Annotated in this window: 26 protein-coding genes; 12 read left to right on the plus strand and 14 right to left on the minus strand. The window is 65.1% G+C overall.

Annotated features, from left to right (window positions below; all coding sequences use genetic code 11):
- Positions 1-122 precede the first annotated feature (122 nt).
- Positions 123-980 (minus strand): ATP/GTP-binding protein, encoded by an 858-nt coding sequence (locus tag EJ067_RS16405; RefSeq protein ID WP_126086669.1) that lies wholly within the window; start codon positions 978-980, stop codon positions 123-125.
- Between the two features lie 112 nt (positions 981-1,092).
- Between EJ067_RS16405 and EJ067_RS16410 the strand changes: the two genes are divergently transcribed.
- Both EJ067_RS16410 and EJ067_RS16415 read left to right on the plus strand, forming a co-directional pair.
- Entirely contained in the window at positions 1,093-1,878 is a 786-nt protein-coding gene (locus EJ067_RS16410) for a helix-turn-helix transcriptional regulator (protein ID WP_126086670.1), read from the plus strand.
- A 56-nt stretch (positions 1,879-1,934) separates the two neighbouring features.
- A complete protein-coding gene (locus EJ067_RS16415) occupies positions 1,935-2,753 on the plus strand; it encodes an alpha/beta hydrolase (RefSeq protein ID WP_126086671.1) in 819 nt (272 codons plus the stop codon).
- A gap of 75 nt (positions 2,754-2,828) precedes the next feature.
- Here the strand turns inward: EJ067_RS16415 and EJ067_RS16420 are convergent, their stop codons facing one another.
- Genes EJ067_RS16420 through EJ067_RS16430 form a run of 3 tightly spaced genes read right to left on the minus strand, consistent with a single transcriptional unit; the run spans position 2,829 to position 5,093 of the window.
- Positions 2,829-3,635: a lipo-like protein gene (locus tag EJ067_RS16420; RefSeq protein ID WP_126086672.1), complete on the minus strand. Its 807-nt coding sequence runs from the start codon at positions 3,633-3,635 to the stop codon at positions 2,829-2,831.
- Between the two features lie 55 nt (positions 3,636-3,690).
- Positions 3,691-4,623: a CHAD domain-containing protein gene (locus EJ067_RS16425; RefSeq protein WP_126086673.1), complete on the minus strand. Its 933-nt coding sequence runs from the start codon at positions 4,621-4,623 to the stop codon at positions 3,691-3,693.
- Entirely contained in the window at positions 4,620-5,093 is a 474-nt protein-coding gene (locus EJ067_RS16430) for a CYTH domain-containing protein (RefSeq protein WP_126086674.1), read from the minus strand. The genes EJ067_RS16425 and EJ067_RS16430 overlap by 4 nt, the downstream gene beginning before the upstream one ends.
- Before the next feature lie 90 nt (positions 5,094-5,183).
- Between EJ067_RS16430 and EJ067_RS16435 the strand changes: the two genes are divergently transcribed.
- The 5 genes from EJ067_RS16435 to EJ067_RS16455 all read left to right on the plus strand — a co-directional run bounded on the left by EJ067_RS16435 (position 5,184) and on the right by EJ067_RS16455 (position 9,509).
- The gene (locus EJ067_RS16435; RefSeq protein WP_126086675.1) at positions 5,184-5,888 is read left to right on the plus strand and encodes a DUF1956 domain-containing protein; all 705 of its coding nucleotides are present in this window, start codon (positions 5,184-5,186) and stop codon (positions 5,886-5,888) included.
- Positions 5,885-6,850 (plus strand): HlyD family efflux transporter periplasmic adaptor subunit, encoded by a 966-nt coding sequence (locus EJ067_RS16440; RefSeq protein WP_126086676.1) that lies wholly within the window; start codon positions 5,885-5,887, stop codon positions 6,848-6,850. The genes EJ067_RS16435 and EJ067_RS16440 overlap by 4 nt, the downstream gene beginning before the upstream one ends.
- Positions 6,847-7,767, plus strand: coding sequence for an ABC transporter ATP-binding protein (locus EJ067_RS16445; RefSeq protein WP_126086677.1), 921 nt, complete (start codon positions 6,847-6,849; stop codon positions 7,765-7,767). Before EJ067_RS16440 ends, EJ067_RS16445 begins: the two co-directional genes overlap by 4 nt.
- Positions 7,764-8,912: an ABC transporter permease gene (locus EJ067_RS16450; protein WP_348639541.1), complete on the plus strand. Its 1,149-nt coding sequence runs from the start codon at positions 7,764-7,766 to the stop codon at positions 8,910-8,912. The genes EJ067_RS16445 and EJ067_RS16450 overlap by 4 nt, the downstream gene beginning before the upstream one ends.
- 252 nt (positions 8,913-9,164) lie before the next feature.
- Complete coding sequence (locus tag EJ067_RS16455; protein ID WP_189510648.1) at positions 9,165-9,509, plus strand: hypothetical protein; 345 nt, start codon at positions 9,165-9,167, stop codon at positions 9,507-9,509.
- A gap of 52 nt (positions 9,510-9,561) precedes the next feature.
- Here the strand turns inward: EJ067_RS16455 and EJ067_RS16460 are convergent, their stop codons facing one another.
- Together EJ067_RS16460 and EJ067_RS16465 are read right to left on the minus strand one after the other, a co-directional pair.
- Positions 9,562-10,539 carry a threonine/serine dehydratase gene (locus EJ067_RS16460; RefSeq protein ID WP_126086678.1) on the minus strand — a complete coding sequence of 326 codons (978 nt, stop codon included), beginning with the start codon at positions 10,537-10,539 and terminating at the stop codon, positions 9,562-9,564.
- A gap of 188 nt (positions 10,540-10,727) precedes the next feature.
- Positions 10,728-11,051: a hypothetical protein gene (locus EJ067_RS16465; protein ID WP_126086679.1), complete on the minus strand. Its 324-nt coding sequence runs from the start codon at positions 11,049-11,051 to the stop codon at positions 10,728-10,730.
- A 188-nt stretch (positions 11,052-11,239) separates the two neighbouring features.
- Between EJ067_RS16465 and mbfA the strand changes: the two genes are divergently transcribed.
- The gene (gene mbfA, locus EJ067_RS16470; RefSeq protein ID WP_126086680.1) at positions 11,240-12,223 is read left to right on the plus strand and encodes an iron exporter MbfA; all 984 of its coding nucleotides are present in this window, start codon (positions 11,240-11,242) and stop codon (positions 12,221-12,223) included.
- A 168-nt stretch (positions 12,224-12,391) separates the two neighbouring features.
- On the opposite strand, the gene EJ067_RS16475 is transcribed toward mbfA, so the two are convergent.
- Both EJ067_RS16475 and EJ067_RS16480 read right to left on the minus strand, forming a co-directional pair.
- Entirely contained in the window at positions 12,392-12,736 is a 345-nt protein-coding gene (locus tag EJ067_RS16475; protein ID WP_126086681.1) for an antibiotic biosynthesis monooxygenase, read from the minus strand.
- Positions 12,733-13,101 carry an NIPSNAP family protein gene (locus tag EJ067_RS16480; RefSeq protein ID WP_126086682.1) on the minus strand — a complete coding sequence of 123 codons (369 nt, stop codon included), beginning with the start codon at positions 13,099-13,101 and terminating at the stop codon, positions 12,733-12,735. The genes EJ067_RS16475 and EJ067_RS16480 overlap by 4 nt, the downstream gene beginning before the upstream one ends.
- Positions 13,102-13,287: 186 nt before the next feature.
- Between EJ067_RS16480 and EJ067_RS16485 the strand changes: the two genes are divergently transcribed.
- Complete coding sequence (locus tag EJ067_RS16485; RefSeq protein WP_126086683.1) at positions 13,288-13,962, plus strand: winged helix-turn-helix domain-containing protein; 675 nt, start codon at positions 13,288-13,290, stop codon at positions 13,960-13,962.
- Positions 13,963-14,181: 219 nt separating this feature from the next.
- Here EJ067_RS16485 and ligD read toward each other — a convergent pair whose 3' ends face one another.
- From ligD to EJ067_RS16505, 3 genes are all read right to left on the minus strand, one after another.
- Entirely contained in the window at positions 14,182-16,698 is a 2,517-nt protein-coding gene (ligD, locus tag EJ067_RS16495; protein ID WP_126086684.1) for a DNA ligase D, read from the minus strand.
- 12 nt (positions 16,699-16,710) lie between these two features.
- Positions 16,711-17,592 carry a Ku protein gene (locus EJ067_RS16500; RefSeq protein WP_126086685.1) on the minus strand — a complete coding sequence of 294 codons (882 nt, stop codon included), beginning with the start codon at positions 17,590-17,592 and terminating at the stop codon, positions 16,711-16,713.
- Positions 17,593-17,694: 102 nt separating this feature from the next.
- Positions 17,695-18,198, minus strand: a complete 504-nt coding sequence (locus tag EJ067_RS16505; RefSeq protein WP_126086686.1) for a ferritin-like domain-containing protein — start codon at positions 18,196-18,198, stop codon at positions 17,695-17,697.
- A 390-nt stretch (positions 18,199-18,588) separates the two neighbouring features.
- Between EJ067_RS16505 and EJ067_RS16510 the strand changes: the two genes are divergently transcribed.
- Positions 18,589-18,735 (plus strand): hypothetical protein, encoded by a 147-nt coding sequence (locus EJ067_RS16510; protein ID WP_126086687.1) that lies wholly within the window; start codon positions 18,589-18,591, stop codon positions 18,733-18,735.
- Positions 18,736-18,914: 179 nt separating this feature from the next.
- Positions 18,915-19,367, plus strand: coding sequence for a DCC1-like thiol-disulfide oxidoreductase family protein (locus EJ067_RS16515; RefSeq protein WP_126086688.1), 453 nt, complete (start codon positions 18,915-18,917; stop codon positions 19,365-19,367).
- A gap of 118 nt (positions 19,368-19,485) precedes the next feature.
- Here the strand turns inward: EJ067_RS16515 and EJ067_RS16520 are convergent, their stop codons facing one another.
- From EJ067_RS16520 to EJ067_RS16530, 3 genes are all read right to left on the minus strand, one after another.
- On the minus strand, positions 19,486-19,863 hold the full coding sequence (locus EJ067_RS16520; protein WP_126086689.1) for a DUF1850 domain-containing protein: 378 nt from the start codon (positions 19,861-19,863) through the stop codon (positions 19,486-19,488).
- 82 nt (positions 19,864-19,945) lie between these two features.
- Positions 19,946-22,036 (minus strand): TRAP transporter permease, encoded by a 2,091-nt coding sequence (locus EJ067_RS16525; RefSeq protein ID WP_126086690.1) that lies wholly within the window; start codon positions 22,034-22,036, stop codon positions 19,946-19,948.
- A gap of 160 nt (positions 22,037-22,196) precedes the next feature.
- Complete coding sequence (locus EJ067_RS16530; protein WP_126086691.1) at positions 22,197-23,156, minus strand: TAXI family TRAP transporter solute-binding subunit; 960 nt, start codon at positions 23,154-23,156, stop codon at positions 22,197-22,199.
- Positions 23,157-23,414: 258 nt separating this feature from the next.
- Here EJ067_RS16530 and EJ067_RS16535 point away from each other — a divergent pair, with 258 nt between their 5' ends.
- A complete protein-coding gene (locus EJ067_RS16535) occupies positions 23,415-23,780 on the plus strand; it encodes a YciI family protein (RefSeq protein WP_126086692.1) in 366 nt (121 codons plus the stop codon).
- The last annotated feature ends 7 nt before the right edge of the window (positions 23,781-23,787 follow it).

The raw sequence follows: 23,787 nt of genomic DNA on the forward strand, positions 1-23,787 counted from the left end.
CAGATGGCAGCGCCGTCGATACGCCGGTCCAATCCCCGATATGGCGGCCAATCCCGGATATGGGGGCCAATCCTGGAAATGAGATCCAATCCTTATTGACGTCGTTCCCGCCGCGGCGGCTCTCAGTCGATCTTCAGCGCCGCGACGTCGCCTTCGTCCATCAGCGGCACCAGGATCTTCTCGCCGTCGGTGCCGATGTCGGCGCTGCCAGGCTTGAAGGTGGCGACGACCTCAGGCTTGCCGCCGGCATGGCAGCGGTAGAGCGCGCCGGTCATGTAGGCGGTGGCATAGATATCGCCGCCGATGGCGACGACGCCGTCGAGGTTGGCGAATTTCTGAGCGCCGGGCAGCGGCGTCACCTTCCTGCTCTTGAGATCGACCGCCAGCAGGCCGCCCGGCTCCGCGGTGCTGAAATCGGGCTTGATGCCCTTGCCCCAGGAGGCGACGATGAGCCGGTCGCCATCGGCGAAGACGCCGTTGGGCGAGGCAAGCAGCGCATCCTTCACGAACAGCTCCGGCTTGTCGCCGTCGATGCGGTAGATCGTGTCGGCCAGCATATCGCTGACATAGACCTTGCCCGAGGCGTCGGCGGTCATGTCGTTGAGGAAGACGGCGCCGGGCACATCGATGCTGGAGACCAGCCTGCCGCTGGCGAGGTCGACGACGCGGACCTTGGTGATGTCGGCGGCGTAAAGCCTGCCGCCCGAGATCGCCATGCCCTTGGGCGCGTCCATGCCGTCCACCCAGTGGCGGGTGATCACCTTGCCGTCCAGCGACAGCAGCGACAGGTAGCCGTTGCCGTCCGCTTCGCCGGGATTGCCGACGATGTTGGAGACGACGATGCGCTTGTTGGCGGTGTCGACAAGCGCCGATTCCGGCTGCTCGAAGCCGCCGGCGCGCCAGACCTCGCCAGCCTGAACGGCGGGAGCCGTCACGATGCCGGCTATGGCGAGAACGGTGGAAGCGATGAGGGTTTTCATGGTGCTCTCCTGTGATGACGGCGGAGAGCTAGGTTTTTCGATACTTTCCCGGAAGACGGTTCGAGCGTAGTATCGAAGATCGATACGAATTCATGCAAATGGGGCGCATTCCATGAACGGTCCGATCTTCGAGGCGCTGAAACGGACGCTGAAGGCCAAGGGCCTGACCTACCGGGCGCTTGCCGAGCGCATGGGCGTTTCCGAACCGACGGTGAAGCGAATCTTCCATGAGCGCAACTGCAAGCTCGACCGGCTGATGGAGATCTGCGCCGCGGCGGAAGTGGAACTGGAGAACGTGCTGGGCTCGATGAATCGGGGGCCGGGACCGGCCAACCACGTCGCGCCCGACATCGAGCGCAAGCTCGCCGCGCGGCCGGCGCTGCTCTTCGTCTTCATCATGCTGTCGGAGAAATTCACGCCCGAGGGCATCATGCGCTCGCAGGGCCTCAGCGAAGCCTCGATGTTCCTCTATCTGCGCGATCTGGAAGAGCTCGGCCTGGTCGCGCTCGGGCGCGGCCTGTCGGCAAGATTGCTGGTCGAGACGCCGATCCAGTGGGATTTCGAGGGACCGCTGAAGCCGCATTTCGAGACGACCAACAAGAACTTCATCGGCTGGGCGATCGGCCATATGGACGGCCAGGCGACCTTCATCAGCTTCTCGCGGCGGATGCGGCCGGAAACGGCGGAGATGGTGCGGCGCGAGGCGGAGGACCTGGCCGAGCGCGCAAGGCTGCTTGCCCACCATGACCAGCACACCACGCCGGAAGAGCAGCTCGTCGGCTACAAATGGACCTTTGCCTTCGGCGCGACGCCGTTTCCGGCCATCATGCCGATCGAGCCGCATCCGCGCGATGCGGGTGCGCGCGCCGAGGCCGTGAAGCGGCGGCTACCAGCCTGATGATTGAAGTCTAGCGCTTGGTACCCGCAATCCGGACACCCCGGGGAGAGTATTGGATGTCGTGGAAACTCGATGAGACCGTGCAAACATCCGCGGGCATAGTGGCAGCGGGTCGACTGGGCAGCGGGCCTGCACTCGTGCTGGCTCATGGTTGGCCGTGGTCCTCGTTCTCATGGCATCGGATTATCCCGGACCTTGCAGGGCGGTATCGCGTCCATTGGTATGATATGCCCGGATATGGGCAATCCGAGAAAGACGCGGGGCAGCGCACGTCACTCGATGTGCAAGGAAAGATATTCGCCGAGATGCTTGCGTCTTGGGATATCGAACGTCCGATCGTCATCGCCCACGATATGGGTGGAGCGACAACGCTACGGGCGCATTTGCTGCATGGCTGCGACTTCGACCGGTATCTTCTGATGAACGTTGTCGCGATGCGCCCTTGGGGATCGGAGTTCTTCGATCATGTCGGTCGCCATGTGGATGCCTTCCTGGGCCTGCCACCGCATATCCACAGAGCGGTCGTAGGGGCCTACATCAAGGGAGCCATCGTGAACGACATCGGTTCCGGAGATTTCGAGAAGCTTGTCGAGCCGTGGCTTTCTGAGGACGGGCGCGCGAGCTTCTATCGCCAATTCGCGCAAGCCGATGAAAGATACACCGCCGAAATCGAGCCGATGTTCGGGGACATACGCTGTCCGGTAAAGATAATCTGGGGCGAGGACGACCCATGGATTCCGCTGGCGCGAGGCAAGGCGCTTCATGCGCTGATCCCGCAGGCGTCGTTCGAAACGCTGCCTGGCGTCGGCCACCTGCCTCAGCTTGAAGCTCCAGATCTGCTGCTGAGGCGGCTGAGAACATTTTTAGGGGGATGACATCTCCGCGCGATGCCAAGCGCTCGGACGCGGCCTCTCCGCAAACAGTGCTGGGCGAGATCGCCACAGGCAGACCTACTCGGCGGCCTTTTCTTCCGAATCGGTCGCCGTGTCCCCCCACGCGACCGCCCGATAGTCGAAGCCATATTCCAGCGTCGGCTTGACGATGCGGAAATAGGGCGACAGGTCGAAGTCGCGCGGCGTGTAGAGCGAGTGGTGGCGGATGTGCAGGATCTCGCGCCGCATATAACTCGACTGCGCCGAGGCGCGGCCGGGCGCGCGGGTGATCTCGGGCAGGATCGGATAGCGGACCTGGCCATAGGCTTCGGCGATCAGTGTCGAGCAGATCGCCCGCGTCGGATCGCCGGAGCCGAACGCCAGCATGCGGCGGCGCCAGCGCACCGGCACAGGCGGTGTCGGCAGGAAAAAGCGCAGCATGTCGAAAATGTTCTTGAGATCGTATCTCAGGCCGAGCTTGCCGATCATGAAGGCAACGACCTTGTCGCGATCCTCCGGCGTCAGCCCGCTCGCCCGGCAGATACGGGTATTGTAGGTGCGGTAGCGCGAGAGCGGCACGGCAACGCAGCCTTCGCCGAGGGTCACTTCGATCAGACGCGACCGCTCCGAACCGTCCTCGGGCAGCGGCAAGGCATCGCCGACATAGAAGGCCGAATGCGACCATGTCGACTGGGTGAGATACTTGATTACCGCCGAGATCTTCTGGTTGCCTTCGACGAGCAGGATATCGCCGGGCTGCAGCGTGCGGCGCAGCGTATCGGCATCGGACGGCGTATAGGGCTCGTAGCCCGAAGACTCATCCTGCAGCCGGCCGGCGAGCCAGCGGCCAAGTCGGTCCAGCAGGGTGTCGGCCGGCGCAGTCATCCCAGACGCCGATTAGCACAGGCCGGCCACTTAGGCCATGATCATGGGGCCATGATCAGGCGGCCTTCGCTTCCTCAAGCGGCTCCGCGAGGTCGTCGCGGGCCTTGCGCGCGAGCTTCCTGGCCGAGCGCTTGGGACTGTCGCCGAACAGTTCGGCGGCCTCGGTGAGGCAGGCCTTGCTGAGGCTCTTTTCCGAACGCTTCAGGAGCTTGCGCAGAAGCTTGGTGTCTTCGGGCGGGCCGAGCGGCTCGCCGTCGGCGGCGAGCAGGCCGCGCATGACGAAGACGTCATGCAGGTCGCCCAGCAACTCGCCGAGCTTGTCGACCGCCTTGCGGCGCGCCTTGATCGGCGTCGGCCACAGGCGGCCGAGCAGCGACAGATGCATCGAGTGGGTCTTGGCCGCCTTGCGCAGATCGTGAAAGTCGTCCGCCTCGCCGCGCGAGCCCGCCTTGTCCAGCGCCTTCTTCGCCCGCCGCAAGGTGGCGCGGGCGCCTTCGGCCAGGATGTCGGCCGCCTGCTCCGGCTGATCGGGCAGCGACAGCCTGTCGATGCGCTCCAGCCCTTCCCGGCACGCGGTGACGGCGGCATTTATGGCCGCGTCGAGACCGGGGCCGGCGTGCAGCTCATGCTGGCGCAGCACCAGCCGGTCGCGGACGGCGTCGAGGCCGCCGCCGGCGCTCTGCTCCGGAAAGGCATTCGCCAGCCGATCGACGGTCTCGACAAGAGCGGTCGCCTCGCGTGGGCCGGCAAGCAGTGCCGAGACCTGCTTGTAACATTCGTTCTCAGTCTGGCAGAACGGTTCGTCTCCGGAACGAACCAGGCGCAGCAAGGCCCGCACGCTCTTCAGCCGCTTGCGGCACTTGTGCAGCCCCTGCTCCGGCTTGTCGCGCGCCGTCTCAAGATGGGCGAGCGCCCTGCCGATCTCGTCGGTCAATATGCGCCTGACCTCGCCGGTCAGCGGCAAGCGCGGATCGATGCGAAAGCTCATGCGGCGATCTCCGGAATCCCCCCGAGGGCCAGCGACGCGTTGTAGAACCTCGACTCGCCGGTGACCTCGCGACCGAGCCAATCGGGCAGCATTTCGTCAGGCACGTCCTCCGGCGTCTCCAGCTCCGCGACCACCAGCCCCGAGAGCACGCCGCCGAATACATCGACTTCATAGAGATAGCCGTGGTGTCTAACATGGTGGCGTGTCTTCTCGATGACACGCCCGATGGCGAAGGCCGCCATCTCCTCGGCCTCGGGAAGCGGGATCGGATACTCGAACTCGTCGCGCTCGCGCGCCCTGTCGCCGAACTTGAGTGTCAGCTGCGCCGAAGCACCGTCGCTGATGCGCACGCGCACCGTGCGGCCGGGCTGCGCGGCGAGGTAAAACTGGCGGATGCGAATATGCGCCTCGGCCCAGTCTCGCCAGGCGGAACCAGTGACCAGGAACTTGCGTTCGACTTCCTTGCCCATGGCCGCGCACTAAAGCCCGCGCGGGCGGAGATGGCAAGCCGAGTCGCGATTCAATTTGACTTTAATCAATCGATTGATTAACTATGTGCCATGAGCAAGCAGCCGAACACCAGAAGGCCGCAACGCGAAGCCTCTCCGGCCGATCAGACACGCGCGGCACTTGTCCACGCCGCGCTCAAGCTCTTCGGCCGGCAGGGCTTCGACGGCACCTCGACGCGCGAGATCGCGGCCGAGGCCAAGGCCAATATCGGCTCCATCGCCTATCATTTCGGCGGCAAGGAAGGCCTGCGCGCCGCCGCCGCCGATTTCATCGTCGAGACCATCCAGGGGATCGCCGGCCAGGCGCTCGGCGCACCCCAGGCGGCCGCTCCCGCAAACCGGGAAGCCGCGCGGGCACAGCTCTTTGCCGCGCTGGAGCGGATGGTCGGCTTTGTCGTCGCAAGCCCACAGGCCGGCGAGATCGTACAATTCGTACTCCGCGAGCTGTCGCACCCGACGGCGGCGCTCGACCGCATCTATGCCGGCGTGTTCGAACCGACGCATCGACGGCTCTGCCAGGTCTGGGAGCAGGCCACCGGCGAGCCGGCCGAGAGCGAGGCCACCAGGCTCACCGTGTTCACCATAATCGGCCAGGTCATCTATTTCCGCATCGGACGCGAGGCGGTGCTGCGCCGGATGGGCTGGCGCGAGATCGGCGACAAGGAGGCCGCCAAGGTCGTGGCGGTCGCGACCGACAACCTCAGGGCAATGCTGGCGGCGCGCGATCCGGCTGCCGGCAGGAAGGGCAAGTCATGAGCTTTTTCTGTTCGCTGCCGCTCGCGGCCCAGTTGTTCAGCGCCTGCGCGCCGTCCGCGCCGCTCGCCGTCGGCTATGTCGAGGGCGAATATGTGCTGCTCGCGCCGATCGAGGTCGCGCAGGTGACGACGGTCGGCGTCAAGCGCGGAGATCGGGTGACGCCAGGCATGCCGGTGGCGACACTGGAAGACGCCGACGCCGAGATTGCCGTGGTGCAGGCTCAAGCCGCGCTCGCCCAGGCGCAGGCGCAGCTTGCAGACCTGCAGGTGGGCAAGCGGCCGGACGAGATCGCCGTGCTGAAGGCGCAAGTGGACATGGCGAAGGCGCAGGCCGCGGACGCCAAGCGCAAATACGATCGCGCCAGCGACCTCTACAGGCGCGGCACCGGCACGCAGGCCGACTACGACACGGCTTCGGCTTCGCTGGAGACGGCCAACGCGCAGGTCGGCCAGGCCGAGGCCAACCTCGCCGTCGGCGGCCTGCCGGCGCGGCCGGAGACGATCAAGGCCGCGGAGAACCAGGTCCAGCAGGCGCAATCGGAGCTGGGGCAGGCGCGGTGGCGGCTGTCCAAGCGCGTTCTAGCGGCGCCTTCGGCCGGCCGCATCGACGACGTGATACGCAATCCCGGCGACACGGCCGGACCGACCGCGCCGGTGATCTCGATGCTGCCCGACGGCGCGGTGAAGCTCAGCGTCTATGTGCCAGAGACCGCTTTCTCCTCGGTGAAGGTCGGCACGCTGCTCAGCGTGCATTGCGACGGCTGCGGGCCGGATCTCAAGGCGCGCATCAGCTACGTTTCGCCCGATCCGGAGTTCACCCCGCCGGTGATCTACTCGCTTCAGAACCGGCAGAAGCTGGTCTATCTCGTCGAGGCACGGCCGGAAGGCGATACCGGTCAGCTGCAGCCCGGCCAGATCGTCGACGCCGATCTCGCGGACATCGGGGCGGACCTCGGAAAATGAGCGTCATCGACGTCCGCGGGCTGGTCAAGCGCTTCGGCGGCAGGACGGTCGTCGACCATGTGACGATGACTGTGGCCGAGGGCGAGATCGTCGGTTTCCTCGGGCCGAACGGCTCGGGCAAGACGACGACCATCCGCATCATGTGCGGGCTTCTGACACCGGACGAGGGCGAGGGCACGGTGCTCGGTTTCGACATCCGCTCCGACTCGCTCAGCATCAAGCGCGAAGTCGGCTACATGACGCAGAAATTCTCGTTCTACGAGGATCTGACGATCGGCGAGAATCTCGAATTCGTGGCCCGGCTCTACCAGCTGAAGCCGGTCGAGGACTATGTCTCGCGGACGCTGCAGGACCTCGGCCTGGCGACGCGCCGCAACCAGCTCGCCGGCACGCTTTCCGGCGGCTGGAAGCAGCGGCTGGCACTCGCTGCCTGCATCATGCACGAGCCGAAGCTGCTTCTGCTCGACGAGCCGACGGCGGGCGTCGACCCGAAGGCGCGGCGCGAGTTCTGGGACGAGATCCACAGGCTGGCGAGCGGCGGGCTGACGGTGCTCGTCTCCACCCACTACATGGACGAGGCCGAGCGCTGCCACCGCATCAGCTACATCTCCTACGGCAAGCTGCTGGCCACCGGCACGGTGGACGAGGTGGTGAGGAATGCCGGGCTGACCACCTTCGTGCTGCAGGGACCGAAGCTCGACCAGGTGGCCGAGGCGCTGCAGGGCCGTCCCGGCGTCGATCAGGTGGCGCCGTTCGGCGCCACGCTCCATGTCGTCGGCTCCGACAAGGCGGCGCTGGAAAAGGCGCTTGCCGATGTCGAGAAGGAGCACAAGGGGGTGACGGTGACGCCCGGCGAAACCAGCCTGGAAGACGTGTTCATCCAGTTCATGGCCGGCTCGAAGGACAACATGACATGAAGGATGGCTTGAGAGCGGTCTTTTCCTTCGCGAGACTCGGCGCGCTGTTGATCAAGGAGTTCATCCAGATGCGGCGCGACCGCATCACCTTCGCCATGATGCTGGGCGTGCCTCTGCTGCAGCTGGTGCTGTTCGGCTTTGCCATCAACAACGATCCCAAGAGCCTGCCGACGGCGCTGGTGGCGATGAGCAACGACCAGTATACGCGGGCCATGGTCTCCGCGCTGCAGATGACCGGCTACTACCGCTTCGACCATGTGTCCGAAAGCGCGGCCGAAGCCGAAATGCTGATGGCCAAGGGCGCCGTCTTGTTCGTCGTCACCATCCCGGCCGACTTTGCCCGGCGCGTCGAGCGCGGCGACAGCCCGCAGATCCTCATCGAAGCCGACGCGACGGATCCGTCGGCGGCAAGCGGCGCCATTTCGACACTGAGCAAGGTGGCGAGCCAGGCGCTGCTGCGCGCCCAGGGCATGCAGGCGACCGCCGCCGAAACCGCCAAGCAGCAGCTGCAGGTGGTGGTTCACCAGCGCTACAATCCCGAAGGCATCTCGCAATACAACATCGTGCCCGGCCTGCTCGGCGTCATCCTGCAGATGACCATGGTGATGATGACGGCGATGGCGCTGACCCGCGAGACCGAGCGCGGGACGATGGAGAACCTGCTTGCCATGCCGTCAAGTCCGACCGAGATCATGCTGGGCAAGGTGCTGCCCTTCCTTGTCGTCGGCGCCGTGCAGGTGACGGTGGTGCTGGCGGCGGCGAAGCTCTTGTTCGGCGTCCCCTTCGTCGGCAGTCTGACGCTGCTGCTTTCATCGGTGCTCGTCTTCGTGCTTTCGCTGGTGCTGCTCGGCTACACGATCTCGACCCTGGCCCGCTCGCAGATGCAGGCTATGCAGCTCACCTTCTTCTTCTTCCTGCCGTCGCTGCTGCTTTCCGGCTTCATGTTCCCTTATCGGGGCATGCCGGGCTGGGCGCAGATCCTGGGCGAGATCTTCCCGCTGACGCATTTCCTGCGCATCACGCGCGCCGTCATGCTGAAGGGCGCCGACTTCAGCGCGGTCGCCGCCGAGATCGGCTGGCTGGCGGTGTTCGTGGTGGCCTTCGCCGGCGCTGCCCTGCTGCGCTTCCGGCGGACGCTGGACTGAGCCGAGCGGCTGACACCCGGACGAGCGCGTCATATAGAATGGATGTGACCAGGCCAATTCAGGTTGACCAATGCGACTGCGGGGCAAACTCCATATCCTACCCTTAATGTTGGGCGAAAAAGACACGCCCCTGCGTGTCGGGGCCGATCTCGGTCCGATCCAAAAGCACCTTGGCTTCCCAAATGGCTTTATGTCTATCAGGATCAGCCGTGCGGTTTCCTGCTTGGGTATGGGGATCTGGAAATCGACATTTTGACCCGCCGCAATCGAGCGCTCGCCAATCGCATCAGCATCAAGCTATGGCATTTGCCAGATGAGGCTAAGCCGTTGCCTTTGAAATGGAGCGGAAATAGCCAGATCGATCTCGGCGGCTTCAGCCCAGCCATGACGCTCTCCTCCGTCAAGGCGCTGCTTGCCGATCTTGGCCTTCAGTGCGAAGAGTACAAAGTTGACAGCGTCTTTGAAACGGTGCGCCGTCTTGTGCTTCCCGATGCGGAACTGCATTTCTTCAAGGGACCGGAAGAGCCTATCCTGATGGAAATCCACTTCTTGCCCCGAGAGGAAATCCGGCGAACCAAGGGTGACTGGTCTTTCTGAGCGCCCCGCATTCGGACAAAGGCCGGCCACTCTGGGTCGGGCGCAACACTCGCTACGCCGCCGCCATGATCTCCGCATAAGTGCTGAAATCGACGTTGCCGCCGGAAAGCACAACCGCCACGCATTTGCCGGCAAGGTCGATCTCGCCGGATGCGAGCGCCGCCAGCGCGACGCAGCCGCCGGGCTCGACCACCAGCTTCAGATACGCCATGGCGTCGCGCATCGCCTGCGCGGCGGCCTTGTCGGAGACGGCGATGGCGCCGGCGAGATTTTTGCGGTTGATCTCGAAAGTGATGGCGCCCGGTTCGGCGGTGAGCAGCGCATCGCAGATCGAAGTGTGGCCAGGCTCGTTCGAGACCCTTTCGCCCTTGGCGAGCGAGCGGCGCGTGTCGTCGAAATGCTCCGGCTCGACCGCCCAAACGGCGGTCTGCGGCGAGGCGTACTTGACCGCGACGGAAATGCCGCTCGACAGCCCGCCGCCGCCGCAAGGCACGACTACAGCGTCGAGGCTGACGTCGAGCGCCTTCGCCTGCCGCATCAGCTCCAGCCCGATCGTGCCCTGGCCGGCGATGATGGCCGGGTCGTCGAAGGGCGGCACCAGCACCATGCCCTTCTCGATATAGGGGCGCACGACAGCCATGCGATCGTCCTTGTAACGGTCGAACGGCACCACCTCGGCGCCCATCTTGCGGACATTGCCCACCTTGAGCGCCGGCGCGTCGACGGGCATGGCGATCACCGCCCTGACGCCGAACATGGCGGCCGAAGCGGCGACGCCCTGCGCGTGGTTGCCGGAGGAAAAGGCGACGACGCCGCGGCTGCGCTCCTCTTCGGTGAGCGACGACAGTTTGTTGTAGGCGCCGCGGATCTTGAAGGAGCCGGTGCGCTGCAGCGTCTCCGGCTTGAACAGGATGCGGCCGCCATGGCGCTTGTTGAGCTCAGGCGATTCGATGAGCGGAGTCTCGACGACAAGGCCGGAAAGCCGCGCCGCGGCGGCGTGGATGTCGAAGATGCCCGGGATGGTGGTCATGGCGTGGCCTCGCGAAGAACGGGACTGCCCATGGTGCACGGAAATTATCCCTGCGCGCCAACGAAAAAATGTGACGGGGACAATATTGGCGTATCGCAGGGGCCGCTGGCGCAGCCGACGATGGCGATTGGCGATGCCCCGACCCTCCGTTATGGCTTCGGCTTTTCGCCCACCACGCGGACCGCTCCTCACCCCAGCAGCGTCGGCGTCCTTTTCTTGCCGCCGAGCTTGCGCCAGCCGTTGAAGCGGTGGCTGGCGGCGGCAAACGAGATCTTCATCTGCTGGGCGACCGTGTAGCGCGACTTGCCCTCGTCGAACATGCGGTAGCAGCATTCGACGCCTTCCTCGGTCAGCTTGCCTTCCGGCGTCTTGTTGTGCGGATTGACGGGATCGAATTTTTCGGCCTGCTGCTCGACCAGGCCCTTCAGCCGCTGCAGGTCGGCCTCGATGCCGGCGATGAGATCGAGAACGGGTTTCGGGTCGAATGCGTGCGGGGGCTTCTTGTCCGTCATCCCTTGTTTCCTTGGATTTGGCTTGTTTCGCTGGAATTGGCTGGCCACCCCATATAGGTGGACATTCGGCAATAATGAAGAGCGGGAACGCTGGACCGGCGAATTCCGCCGGCCACACGACGTCCGCGATTGACCCTCCGCCCGTGAGTGCCTAGTTTAGAACCATTCTAATCTAGGGTGATTTCCTCATGCTTTCCCGTGTTTTCGGCTTCGGCCGCCGCTCCTTCGATTCGCTGTCGGAGCAGGAGATCCTGGCGTTGGCGATTTCTTCCGAAGAGGACGACGGGCGTATCTATCGCGCCTATGCCGACGGGCTGGCGCAGGACTTTCCGCAATCGGCCAAGGTGTTCGAGGCGATGGCGGAGGAGGAAGACGGCCATCGCGATTCCCTCATCGAGTTGCACCGCAAGCGCTTCGGCGAGCGCATCCCGCTGATCCGGCGCGAGCATGTGAGGGGCTATTACGAGCGCAAGCCCGACTGGCTGGTGCGGCCGCTCGGCATCGAGCATGTGCGCCGCCAGGCCGAGGACATGGAGCGACAGGCCTATCGCTTCTATGTCGAGGCGGCCAAGCGCACGACCGATGCCTCGACGCGGAAGCTGCTCGACGAGCTGGCCGCGGCCGAGCTCGGCCACGAGAATTCCGCGCATGAGCTCGAACAGGAACATGTCCCGGGCGAGGTCAAGGAGGAGGAAGCGAGCGCCGAGCAGCGCCAGTTCATCCTCACCTATGTGCAGCCGGGACTGGCCGGGCTGATGGATGGCTCGGTGTCGACGCTGGCGCCGATCTTCGCCGCCGCCTTCGCCACGCACGCCACGTTCCAGACATTCCTCGTCGGTCTCGCCGCCTCGATCGGCGCCGGCATCTCGATGGGCTTCACCGAGGTGGCTTCCGACGACGGCAAGCTGTCGGGGCGCGGCTCGCCGGTGAAGCGCGGCTTGACGGTCGGCGTCATGACGACGCTGGGCGGGCTCGGCCACGCGCTGCCCTACCTCATCCCCTATTTCTGGACGGCAACCATCGTCGCCGCGATCGTGGTGTTCTTCGAGCTCTGGGCGATCGCCTTCATCCAGAACCGCTACATGCAGACGCCGTTCTGGCGCGCCGCCTTCCAGGTGGTGCTGGGCGGCGCGCTGGTGTTCGGGGCGGGTGTGCTGATCGGGAATGCTTAGGCGCCGACTTTCCCTTCTCCCCTTGTGGGAGAAGGTGTCGCCGAAGGCGACGGATGAGGGGTGCTCCAGGAAACGCCGGCGTCTCACTCCGCTGGAACACCCCTCATCCGTCTCGGCGCTAACGCGCCGATCCACCTTCTCCCACAAGGGGAGAAGGAGAAACTGTGCTCACCCGTTCACGGCCCGACTGTCCTGCGGCGCCTCGTCCCTTTCCGTCATCCCGTAGTCGCGCACGACATGGGCGATGCGCAGACGATAGCCGGCAAAGATTCCGCCGCGACCCGCCTGCTGCGCCTGCCGGTGCTCCTCGGTGTTGCGCCAGGCCTTGACCGCTTCCTCGTCGCGCCAGAAGGACAGCGAGAGCACGCGCTTCGGATCGGTGAGGCTCTGGAAGCGCTCGACCGAGATGAAGCCGTCGATGCCCTCGAGCAGCGGCTTGAGCTCCGCGGCGATGCCGAGATAGGCATCGCGCTTTCCTTCCGCCGGCTCGACCTCGAAGATGACAGCGATCATGCCTCTATCCCTTCCCTGACCGTTACGCTGGTATCGAAAACCTTCCGGGGGCCATGCGGCCCCGACGCCAGCCTGAGGAATATCCGGTCTTCCTTGAGGATGAACTTCTCGCGCCGCGCGAACTCGTAGTTTGCCTTGCCGGCGGGGTCGGCGGCAAGGCGCGCGCGATAGGCCTCGTAGGCGGCGAGGCTTTCGATGTTGTAGGCGGCGTAGGCGATCGTGGCCGAACCCTCATGCGGCGCGAAATAGCCGATCAGCTCGGCGCCGCAGCGCGGGATCGCCTGCCCCCAGGCCCGCGCATACTGCTCGAAAGCCGGCTTGCCGAACGGATCGATCTCATAGCGGATGAAGCAGGTGATGGTCATTTCGGTCTCCCCGTCGGTTAGCTTCCTGGGTCGGTTGGCTTTGCGGCGACGACGGTTCGATCGCGGTCGAACCATCGCTTCGCTCGGTGTGCTAGGCATTCTCCTGTCAGGAGCGTTCGCCGCGCTCCTTGAGCCGACCCGAGAATAGTGCTTCTCTCACCGGAATGCTTCGATAAGGATCGAACTATGCGTGAAGGACCCGACATCGCACGCATCGCCAGCCTGGTCGGCGACCCGGCCCGCGCCAACATGCTCAATGCGCTGATGGGCGGCACGGCGCTGACCGCATCGGAACTGGCCCTGGAGGCCGGCGTATCGCTGCCCACCGCTTCCTCGCATCTGTCGAAGCTGATGGATGGCGGATTGCTGACGCTCGCGAGCCAGGGTCGCCATCGCTATTACGGCCTCGCCGGCCCGCAGGTCGCGGGCATGATCGAGGCGATCATCGGCGTCGCGGAGGCGGTCGGCCCGAAGCGGGTGCGGCCCGGCCCGCGCGACGCGGCCATGCGCGTGGCTCGCGTTTGCTACGATCACCTCGCCGGCGAGCAGGCGGTGACCATGCTCGACCGCCTCGTCGACAGGAAGCTGCTGCTGCGCGAGGGGAACGAGATCAGGCTCTCACCCTCGGCTGTTTCGCATTTCGCCGCGCTGGGTATCGCGATCGACAGCAAAGCCAGGCGGCCGGTGTGCCGCGCCTGCCTCGACTGGAGCGTGCGGCGTTCGCATCTCGCCGGCGCGCTGGGCGCCGCCATCCTCGACAAGGTCATCGCCGAGAAATGGGCGCGGCGCGACAAGGACAGCCGCGCCGTGGTGTTTTCGCCGAAGGGCAAGCAGGACTTCGAGAGGGTGTTTCTGGCTTAGGCGGACAATCTCGCGATGCTGGCGGGACAGCGCCCCCCTCTGGCCTGCCGGCCATCTCCCCCACAAGGGGGGAGATCAGACGTCACGCCGTCCTTCGCCAATCTCCAACATTGCAGGAAAGGCGCCGCGGGTGAAACTGCCAATCTCCCCCCTTGTGGGGGAGATGCCCGGCAGGGCAGAGGGGGGCGCGAAGGATCGCGACGCTGCCGGCGCCTAGGCTCACCCCCGCTTCAGCACCTTCCCCAGCTTGAAGAAATCCTTCCACGGGTCCGCTTTCTTCAGCTCGCCCAGCGTCGTCTCGTCGCCGAGCGGGAAGGCGTTGGGCGCGAGCCCCTTTTCAAGCTCCGGCCAGGTCACGGGCATTGACACCGTCGCGCCCTTCTTGGCGCGCGACGAGTAGGGCGCCACCGTGGTCGAGCCCCTGCCGTTGCGCAGATAGTCGATGAAGATTTTTCCTGTGCGCGCCTTCTTCGACAGCGTCGCCGTGTAGCGGTCCGGTGCTGCCTGTTCCAAGGCGCGGGCGAAGTCATGGGCGAAGTCCTTGACCTCGTCCCAGTCCGCCGACGCCTTGAGCGGCACCAGCACGTGATAGCCCTTGCCGCCGGACGTCTTGACCAGGTTCGGCAGCGACAGCTCGTCAAGCTGCTTGTGGATGTCGAGCGCCGCCTGGCGCACCATCTTCACATCGACGCCTTCATCCGGGTCGAGGTCGAAGATCACCTGGTCCGGCTTTTCCAGTTGGTCGATGGTGGAGCCCCAGATATGGACCTCGACCACGCCATACTGGACGAGCGCCGCAAGCCCGTCGAAATCCTTGATGAACAGGATCTCCTCGCCATCGGTCGGATCCTTCATCCTGGCGATCCTGTCGCTCATGCCGGGCGAGGCGTGTTTCTGGAAGAAGCGCTGCCCGTGGATGCCGTCGGGCGCCCGCACCAGGCTCAGCGGACGGTTGACGACGAACGGCTCCATGCGCGGCCAGACCAGCGCGTAGTGGTCGAGCAGGTCCTGCTTGGAGACCTTTTCGTCGGGCCACAGCAGCTTGTCGGGATGTGAGAGCTTTATCGAGGTCATCGCCGTTCCAGCCGAGGCCTTCGGCGCGGCCCTGCCGCCGCCCGATCCTGCTTCGGCCTTGCCGCCGGTCTTCTTCGGCTTTTCCTGCACGACTTCCTCCGGCGGCTTGTCCTCACGCAACCCCTGGAACGAGGCGTGGCGGATTATACGGTCGGATGTCCAGCTGCGGAACTCCACTTCGCCGACAAGCTCAGGCTTGACGAAGGTCAGGCCCTTGCCCTTGGGCACGGCGCCGGAGAAGGACGAGTCTTTCGCCTCCAGGCGGTCGAGCTTCTTCTTCAAATCGGTCAACACCTTGCCGGAAAAGCCGGTGCCGACGCGGCCGGCATAGTTGAGCTTGCCGCCTTCATAATAGCCGACGAGCAGCAAGCGCAGGCCGCGCCCGGTCTTGTCCGAAGGCAGGTAGCCGCCGATGACGAATTCCTGGCGCAGCGTGCATTTCGACTTGATCCAGCTGAGGCCGCGTCCGCTGCGGTAAGGCGCGTCGGCGCGCTTCGACACCACGCCTTCGAGGCCCATGCGGCAGACATGCTGCAGTATGACCTTGCCGGGCTCGGAAAAATGGTCGCTGAAACGCAGCGCCGAATTCTGCGGCTGCTCGCCGAGCAGCTCGGCCAGCGCGTGCTTGCGCTCGACCAGCGGCTCGCGGCGCAGATCCTTGCCGTCGAGCCGCATCAGGTCGAAGACGTAGTAGATGAAGCGGTCGGTGCGACGGGCGGAGAGATCGGCCTGCAGCAGCGGAAAGGACGACACGCCGCTGTCGGCCAGCACGACGATCTCGCCGTCGATGACGGCGTCGCGGCATTTGAGGCCGGCAAGCGCCGCGGTGACCGGGCCTTCGAATTTCTTCGTCCAGTCGAGGCCGGCTCTGGTCAGCAGCCTGACGTCGCTGCCGGCGATCTGCGCCTGCATGCGATAGCCGTCGAATTTCACTTCGTGCAGCCAGTCGTCGCCGGAGGGCGCGTTCTTTTCCAGCGTCGCGAGCTGCGGCTCGATGAACTCCAGGCGCTTGGCGCGGCCGGCCTTTGCCTTGCGGGCGGCCGGTTTGTTGGAGTGCCAGACCTTCGGCTTCGCGCCCCTGGCGGCCTTGCCCTCGCCGACCTCCTCGACGGTGAGGCCGGACTTCACCGATTGCGGCTCATCCTTCAGGATGTCCTCGCCGGGACGGGCGGCCGCGTCGTCGGACTTGATCAGCAGCCAGTTGTCGCGCTTTTCGCCGCGGCGCGGTTTCAGCCTGACCAGATGCCAGCGCCCGTGCAGCTTGTAGCCTTCAAGCTCGAAGCTGATATGGCCCTTCTTCATCCCTTGCGCCGGATCGCCTTCCGGGATCCATCTGCCGTCGTCCCAGACGATGACCGAGCCGCCGCCATACTCGCCCTTCGGAATGGTGCCCTCGAAGGACGCGTAGTCGATCGGGTGGTCCTCGACATGCACGGCCAGCCGCTTCTCGTGCGGATCGAGGCTCGGGCCGCGCGTCACCGCCCAGCTCCACAGCACGCCGTCATGCTCGAGCCGGAAATCGTAGTGGAGGCGCGTGGCGGCGTGCTTCTGGATGACGTAGATGCCGCCGGCCTCGCCTGGTCTGTGCCGCGGCACCTTGCCGGCCGGCTCGGCGGTTTTGCGGAAGTCGCGCTTGGCTTGATACTGCTCGAGGCCGGCCATGGCATCCTGCTCCTATGCGGATTTGCGCCTTTTATGCTTGTTATGACCGGCCGCGGCGGCCTTGGCCTTCGTCCGCGCCGACGCTTTCGATGAAGATTTGCCGGCCTTGCCGCCGCCTTCCGCGTTGAGACTCTTCTTCAGAGCGTCGAACAGGTTGACGACATTGGACGGCTTCGGCGGCGCCTTGGCCTTGGGAGCCTTCTTGCCGGCCTTCTTGGCGCGGATCAATTCGAGCAGCGCGTCCTCATAGCGGTCTTCGAACTTCGAAGCGTCGAACTTCGTCTTCTTGCTGTCGATGATGTGCCGCGCGAGATCGATCATCTCGTCATCGGTCCTGGTTGCCTTGATGTCGTCGAAGACCGTCTCGGGCTGGCGCACGGTGTCGTCGTAGCGCAGCGTCGTCAGCACCATGCCCTTGCCGAGCGGTTCCAAGACGACCGGGCGCTCGCGTTGATAGAGCACGATGCGCGCGAGGCCGGCCATCTTCTTCGCCGCCATGGCGTCGCGGATGACGGCGAACGCCTCTTCCGACACCTCGTCCGCCGGCGAGACATAGTAGGGCGTGTCGAGATAAATCTGCTCGATCGAGGATTTCTCGACGAAGCCGTCGAGGCTCATCGTATGCGAGGACTCGATCTGCACCGCCTCGATCTCGTCCTCCTCGATATGGACGAAGTCGCCGTCGCTGACCTCATAGCCCTTGATCTCGTCGCCTTCCTCCAGCGGCTTGCCGGTTTCGGCATCGACATAGATGCGTTTGACGGTGTTGCCGGTCTTGCGGTTGAGAATGCGGAACGAAACCTTCTCGGCATGGGTGACGACGTTGGTCAGCTCGATGGCGCAAGTGACCAGCGACAGTTTCAGATAACCCTTCCAGGCGGGGCGCGGTGCCATTGCGAGCTCCTGCTGCGAACTCCTGCGCGGTGCGATCTCAATCGCAACGGATGGGGCTCGCTTGGGTTCCGGGGCCCGCGCCTGTCGTTGCGGCATCGCCCATCAGGCCGCCAGCAGGTTGATCCTGTTTTGCGCTATCTCGGTGAGCTTGCGGTCGGTCGCCTGCTCTTCCTTGAGGTTCTTGGCCAGCACGTTGGCGCAGTCGCTGCGGCCGAGCTGCTTGGCCCAGGCGATCAGTGTGCCGTAGCGCGTCATCTCGTAATGCTCGACCGCCTGCGCGGACGCGATCAGCGCGGCGTCGAGAACCTCCTTGTCGTCGATATCGCCGCTCACCTCATCGGCCTCCTCGAGGATGCCGTCGATGGCGGGGCAGCTGACCGCCTTGGCCTTGACGCCGTGCAGCTCGAACACCTGCTCGACCCGGTCGACATGGCCCCTGGTCTGCTCGAGGTGTTTTTCGAAGCCGGCCTTCAGCTGCGGATCGGTCGCCGCGCCGATCATCTTCGGCAGGGCCCGCTCGATCTGCTTCTCGGCATAGTAGATGTCGCGCAGCATATGGATGAAGAGATCGTCCAGCGTCTTGATGTCTTTCGAAAAGAAACCCATGGCTTTGCCTTCCATAGCTTGGTCCGGATCGGGAAATTCAATCGGCGGCGCGGCCGCCCTCGCCGCGCGGGCTCGAAGGAATCAACGTGTCCCTTCCTGGCCGGTTCCTGAACCTTTCTGGATGCGCAAGGAAATTTCCGGGCGGCGGCCGGACGTGAAACAGAACCGCGTCCAAGCGACATCGAGACGAAACATATGTGATGCAAAAGTCACACAAGCCGGAATCACGACAAAAGGCGTGGAAAGACCGCGAATCAGCCGCATTCCAGCCACGAAGCAACGTGTTTCGGACCAGAAATTAACATCGCGTTCACCGACTATTCACGCCTCGACGCTATGTTCTCGGACAATTCGGAAGGGACATCCGAAAACGGGACAGGGACAGGTAAAATGACCTTCTGGAACCACATCGCCGGCTATGCCGCCGCCATCCGCGAATTCGTCGCGCCGACCTATCGGCCCGAGCGCTACTACATGCGCGGTCCCGGTCCGGCCTGCGCGCGGCGCGGCAACTCGCTCGGCATCGGCACGAACTGATCGTCATGCTCGACAGCCGCCACAACAGCCGGATCTGCAAGCCGGCCGCCGACACCCGCGCCACGACCTATCGTGACGAGCGCCCCGCCGTCGCCGACGGCAGACGTGCGACAACGCCGCGACTTTGACGCCGCCGCCGGCTGGCTTAGTGTCTGAAGGCACAAGCAGCCGGGGCCGACATGACCGACCTGCCCGAACCGAAGCGTCCCCTTATCCCAGGCCAGGCCTATGCCGCTGACCAGCCGTTGATCGTCTTCGACGGCGTCTGCGTGTTCTGCTCGGGCTTCGTCCAGACGATCGTCAAGCTCGACCGCGACAAGCGCTTCCGCTTCGCCACGGCGCAATCGCCGTTCGGCGAGGCGCTGTTTCGCAAATACGGCCTGCCGACCGACAATTACGAAACCAATCTCGCCGTCATCGACGGCGAAGCCTTCACGAAGCTCGACAGTTTCGTCGCCGTCATGGCCGCGCTTGGCTGGCCGTGGCGCGCCGCAAGGCTGCTGCTCGTCCTGCCGCGGCCGCTGCGCGACTGGCTTTACGACCGCGTCGCCAAGAACCGCTACGCGCTGTTCGGCAGGAAGGACAGTTGCGACATTCCTTCGGCCGAGTTGCGGGAGCGGTTGATCGGCTAGGGCAATTCCGGGAAAACGCGAAACGGTTTTCCGTCCGGAAGTGCGTAAAAGCAAATACTTAGAGAGCGGTTCGGCGATTCTCTGAATCGCTGAAACGCTCCGGACCGGTTGCCGTACGCTATCGCGGCTGGCTCGCGCCGTTGCAAGGTTCGAGCACCGTCGTCTCTCCCGCTGCCTTGCCCAGCTCGCGACAGCCCTCGGCCGTGCACAGCGTCCAGCCTGCCCCGGTGGCGCCGGACGCTGCGAGCACCAGGCGCGGCTGGGATCCGATCCGCGGCGAATAGATCCACCAGCCGTCGCGCAGCACCGAGCCCTCGGGCGGTTCCATGCCGGCGCCGGAGCCCTTGACCCGCGCCTCGACGAGCCGAAGCCCGGCAGGCGTGACTTTCCAGTCCTCCTGCCAGCGCGTCCGCTCCACCGAATGCGTCCAGGACAAAGTGAAGGCGGCGACGGCGAGCGTCACCGTCTTGCCGGCGGCGAGGATGCACAGGCTCATGCGAAACTATTCATTGCTTGAGCATGATCTTTTTTCGAAAATCGGACGCCTCTTTTTGCGTTCGCTGACCTTCGGTTCGGGGTCATGCTCTGGCGGACGCCTGGCGCGCGCGCCAGCAGTGCCAGCCGATCCAGAGAAGCGCCAGCGCCCAGCCGGCTTCGTCGGTGAGCGGCAGCGCCGCGACCAGGAGCACGCCGGCGGCGAAGGCTGCGAGGCGCTCCCACCAGGCCATGCGCCGGGCGAGGAAGCCGACCGCGGCCGCCCCCCACAGCACAATGCCCATGCAGGCCTTGACGACGATGTAGGCGACCTCGACCGGGTAGCCGAACTGGGCAGCGATCGGGCCGGCATCCTGCAGCATCAGCGCCGGCGTGTAGACGGCCATGAACGGCACGACGAAGCCGGCGATGGCGAGCTTGGTGGCCTGGATGCCGATCTTGAGGCCGCTTTCCCGGGCCATGGGCGCGGCGGCGAAGGCGGCGAGCGCCACCGGCGGGGTGAGGTCGGCCATGATGCCGAAATAGAAGACGAACATGTGGCTGACGATGAGCGGCACGCCGAGCGACAGAAGCGCCGGGCCGGCGAGCGAGGAGGTGATGATGTAATTGGGGATTGTCGGGATGCCCATGCCGAGCACCAGGCAGGTGAGCATGGTCAGCACCAGAGACAGGAACAGGTTGTTCTCGCCGATGGAGATGATCCAGCCGATGAAGGTCGAGGCGATGCCGGTCAGCGTCAGCGTGCCGATGACGATGCCGACGATGGCGCAGGCGATGCCGACCGGCAGCGCGTTCTTGGCCCCTTCGGCAAGCGAATCGACGCAGATGCGCAGCGTCTCGCGGCCGCCCTTGAAGGTGACGCAGGCGACGATGAGCGCCGCGATGACGAGGCTCAGGACGTTGACGCCGAAGCGCATGAAGGAGGCGGCGGCAAGCCCGAGCGCCAGCCAGAAGACGACGCGGAAGGCGAACGGCCCGATCAAGGCCGCCAGCGGCGTGCCGAGGATCAGCACGATTGTCAGCGCCAGGCCCATGGTGCCGGCGAAGATTGGCGTGTAGCCGGCAAAGAGCAGGTAGACCAGCACGGCGAGCGGCAGCACCAGCGGCCAGTGTTTTCGCACCGCCTCCCAGGGATTGGGGAGCTCCGCCTTGGCCATGCCGTGCAGGCCGGCCTTGCCGGCTTCCAGATGCACCTGCCAGAAACAGGCGCCGAAATAGAGCATCGCCGGGATGATCGCCGCCTTCACGACCTCGGCGTAAGGGATGTTCAGCGTCTCGGCCATGATGAAGGCCACCGCGCCCATCACCGGCGGCATGATTTGGCCGCCCATCGATGAGGTCGCCTCGACGGCTCCGGCAAAGGCCGAGCGGAAGCCGAAGCGTTTCATCAGCGGGATGGTGAACTGGCCGCTCGCCACGACATTGGCGACGCCCGAACCGGAGATGGTGCCCATCAGCGCCGAGGAGAGCACGCAGACCTGCGCCGGGCCGCCGCGCCAGGAGCCGACCAGGCCGAGCGCGAAATCGTTGAACAGCGCGATCATGCCGGCGCGTTCGAGAAAGGCGGCGAAGACGACGAAGATGAAGATATAGGCCGCCGAGACATAGACCGGCGTGCCGTATATGCCCTCGGTGCCAAAGGCGAAGGTGTCGACGAGCTGCGCGAAATCATAGCCGCGATGGATGAAGGGCGGCGGCAGGTGATTGCCGACGAAGCAATAGGCGAGAAAGAGGAAGGCGATGACCGCGAGCGGCAGCCCCATCAGCCGCCGAGCCGCCTCGAAGACCAGCACCACGAGCAGGGCGCCGACGATCAGGTCCGGCGTGGTGAGGAAGCCGGAGCGGCGGATGAGGTCGGCGTAGAATATCCAGTTGTAGAGGCCGGTGGCGAAGCCCAGCGCGCCAAGCGTCCAGAACAAGGCCTTCGCCGGCATGCCGGCGGCGCGCAGATTGGCGATCAGGCCGAAGCCGAGCAGCAGCAGGAAGCCGACATGCATGGCGCGCACCACCTGGCTGGGCAGGCTGCCATAGGCGGCGATGTAGATCTGGAAGACGGAAAAGGCGACGGCGATCAGGAAGGCCGCCTTGCCGGCGATGCCTTCGCCGAAGCCCGGCGGAAGGCCTTCAAGAGGCTCTTCGACAGTCGGAGAAAGAACGGTCGGGGTTTCGGTCATTTGACGAGTTCCTGACGTCCCTCTCCCTGGAGGGCCCCTGGAGGGAGGGTACCGAGCGGAGCGAGGCGGAGGGTCGCCGCAACCGCCGCGACCTTCGCCTCAGACGATGGAGCGTGTCGCCGAGGACCCTTCCCGGCCTGGGGCCACCTCAGGGGGAGGGTTACTTGATGAGCCCTTTTTCCTTGTAATATTTCTCCGCGCCGGGGTGCAGCGGCACCGGCATGCCGTTGAGCGCCTTGGCCGGATCGATCGCCTTGGCGGCGGCGTGGGCGGCGGCGAGCTGGTCGAGATGCTCGAACATCAGCTTGGTCATCTGATAGGCGGTCTCGTCGGAGACATCGGCCCTGGTGACGAGGAAATTGCCGACCGCGGCGGTCGCGACATCCTCCGCCTGGCCCTCATAGGTCCCCTTGGGAATGACGACCGAAAGATAGGGCGAGCCGATCTTGGCGACGTCCTCGGCCGGCACGGCGACGACGTTGATCGGCACCGAGGTGGCAAGGTCCCGGATCGAGGCGACGCCGAGACCCGCCGATTGCAGCGTGGCGTCGAGCTGGCGGTTCTTGATCAGCTCGACCGATTCGGCGAAGGGCAGATATTCGACGCGTCCGAGATCCTCGTATCTCAGCCCGGCGGCGGCGAAGATGGCGCGGGCGTTGAGCTCGGTGCCGGAAGCGGGCGCGCCGACCGACAGGCTCTTGCCCTTGAGATCGGCGAGCGTCTTGATGCCGGACTCCTTGCTGGCGACGATCTGGATGTAGTTGGGATAGATGGCGGCGATGCCGCGCAATTTGTCGAGCTTGCCGGGAAAGCCGGCCTCGGTGTTGCCTTCGGCGGCAAGCTTCACGGAATCGCCGAGCGCGAAGGCGATCTCGCCCTTGCCCTGCTGCAGCAGGTTGAGGTTCTCGACCGATGCCTTGGTTGCCTGCACCTGGGTGCGGGCGCCTTCGATGCCCTTGCCGTAGATCTCGGACAGCGCGACGCCGAGCGGATAGTAGACGCCCGACGTGCCGCCGGTCAGCACGTTGATGAATTCCTGCGCCCCGGCCGACATGGCGCCGAGGCCAAGCGACAGCGCCAGAGCGCCGACGGCAACGAATTTCGTCCTGAAATCGCGCATATGGTTTCCTCCTCCTGAAACAGTCGCGCCGCACCGCCTCCCAGCACGAAGCTTGGAGTTTAGACAGGAGGCGCCAAATTCCAACCCGCAATTGCAAGCGTTAGACCAATGGTTGAGAGTGCGCGAGGCGAGCCGCAGGTCCCAGCCGTGCGGCAGCGCCCGCGAAAAGATTTTTGTGGCTGCTGTCGAAATCGGCCGCGCCCACGCGACATAGGTCGGCTGCGACGATGCGGCCTTCAACGAAACGGGAGTAGACCCATGCGTTACATGCTTTTGATCTACAATGACGAAGCCGCGATGGCGAAAGCGCCGAAGGAGCAGACCCAGCAGGTGCTTGCCGCCTATGGCGCCTATACGGAAGCGTTGCACAAATCGGGTGCGTGGCTGGCCGGCGAGCGGCTGCGGCCGACCCAGGCGGCCACGCAGGTGCGGCTGGCCAGCGGCAAGACCAATGTGCTCGACGGGCCCTACGCCGATACCAAGGAGCAACTGGCCGGCTTCTACATGATCGAGGCGGCCGACATCGATACCGCCATCGAATGGGCGGCGCGCTGCCCCGCCGCCAGCACCGGAACGGTCGAGGTACGGCCGATCTGGGAGATGGCCGAATACATAGCCGCGTAATGGTCCG

The sequence above is a fragment of the Mesorhizobium sp. M1D.F.Ca.ET.043.01.1.1 genome (assembly GCF_003952385.1).
In the GTDB taxonomy this organism is placed as follows: Bacteria; Pseudomonadota; Alphaproteobacteria; order Rhizobiales; family Rhizobiaceae; genus Mesorhizobium.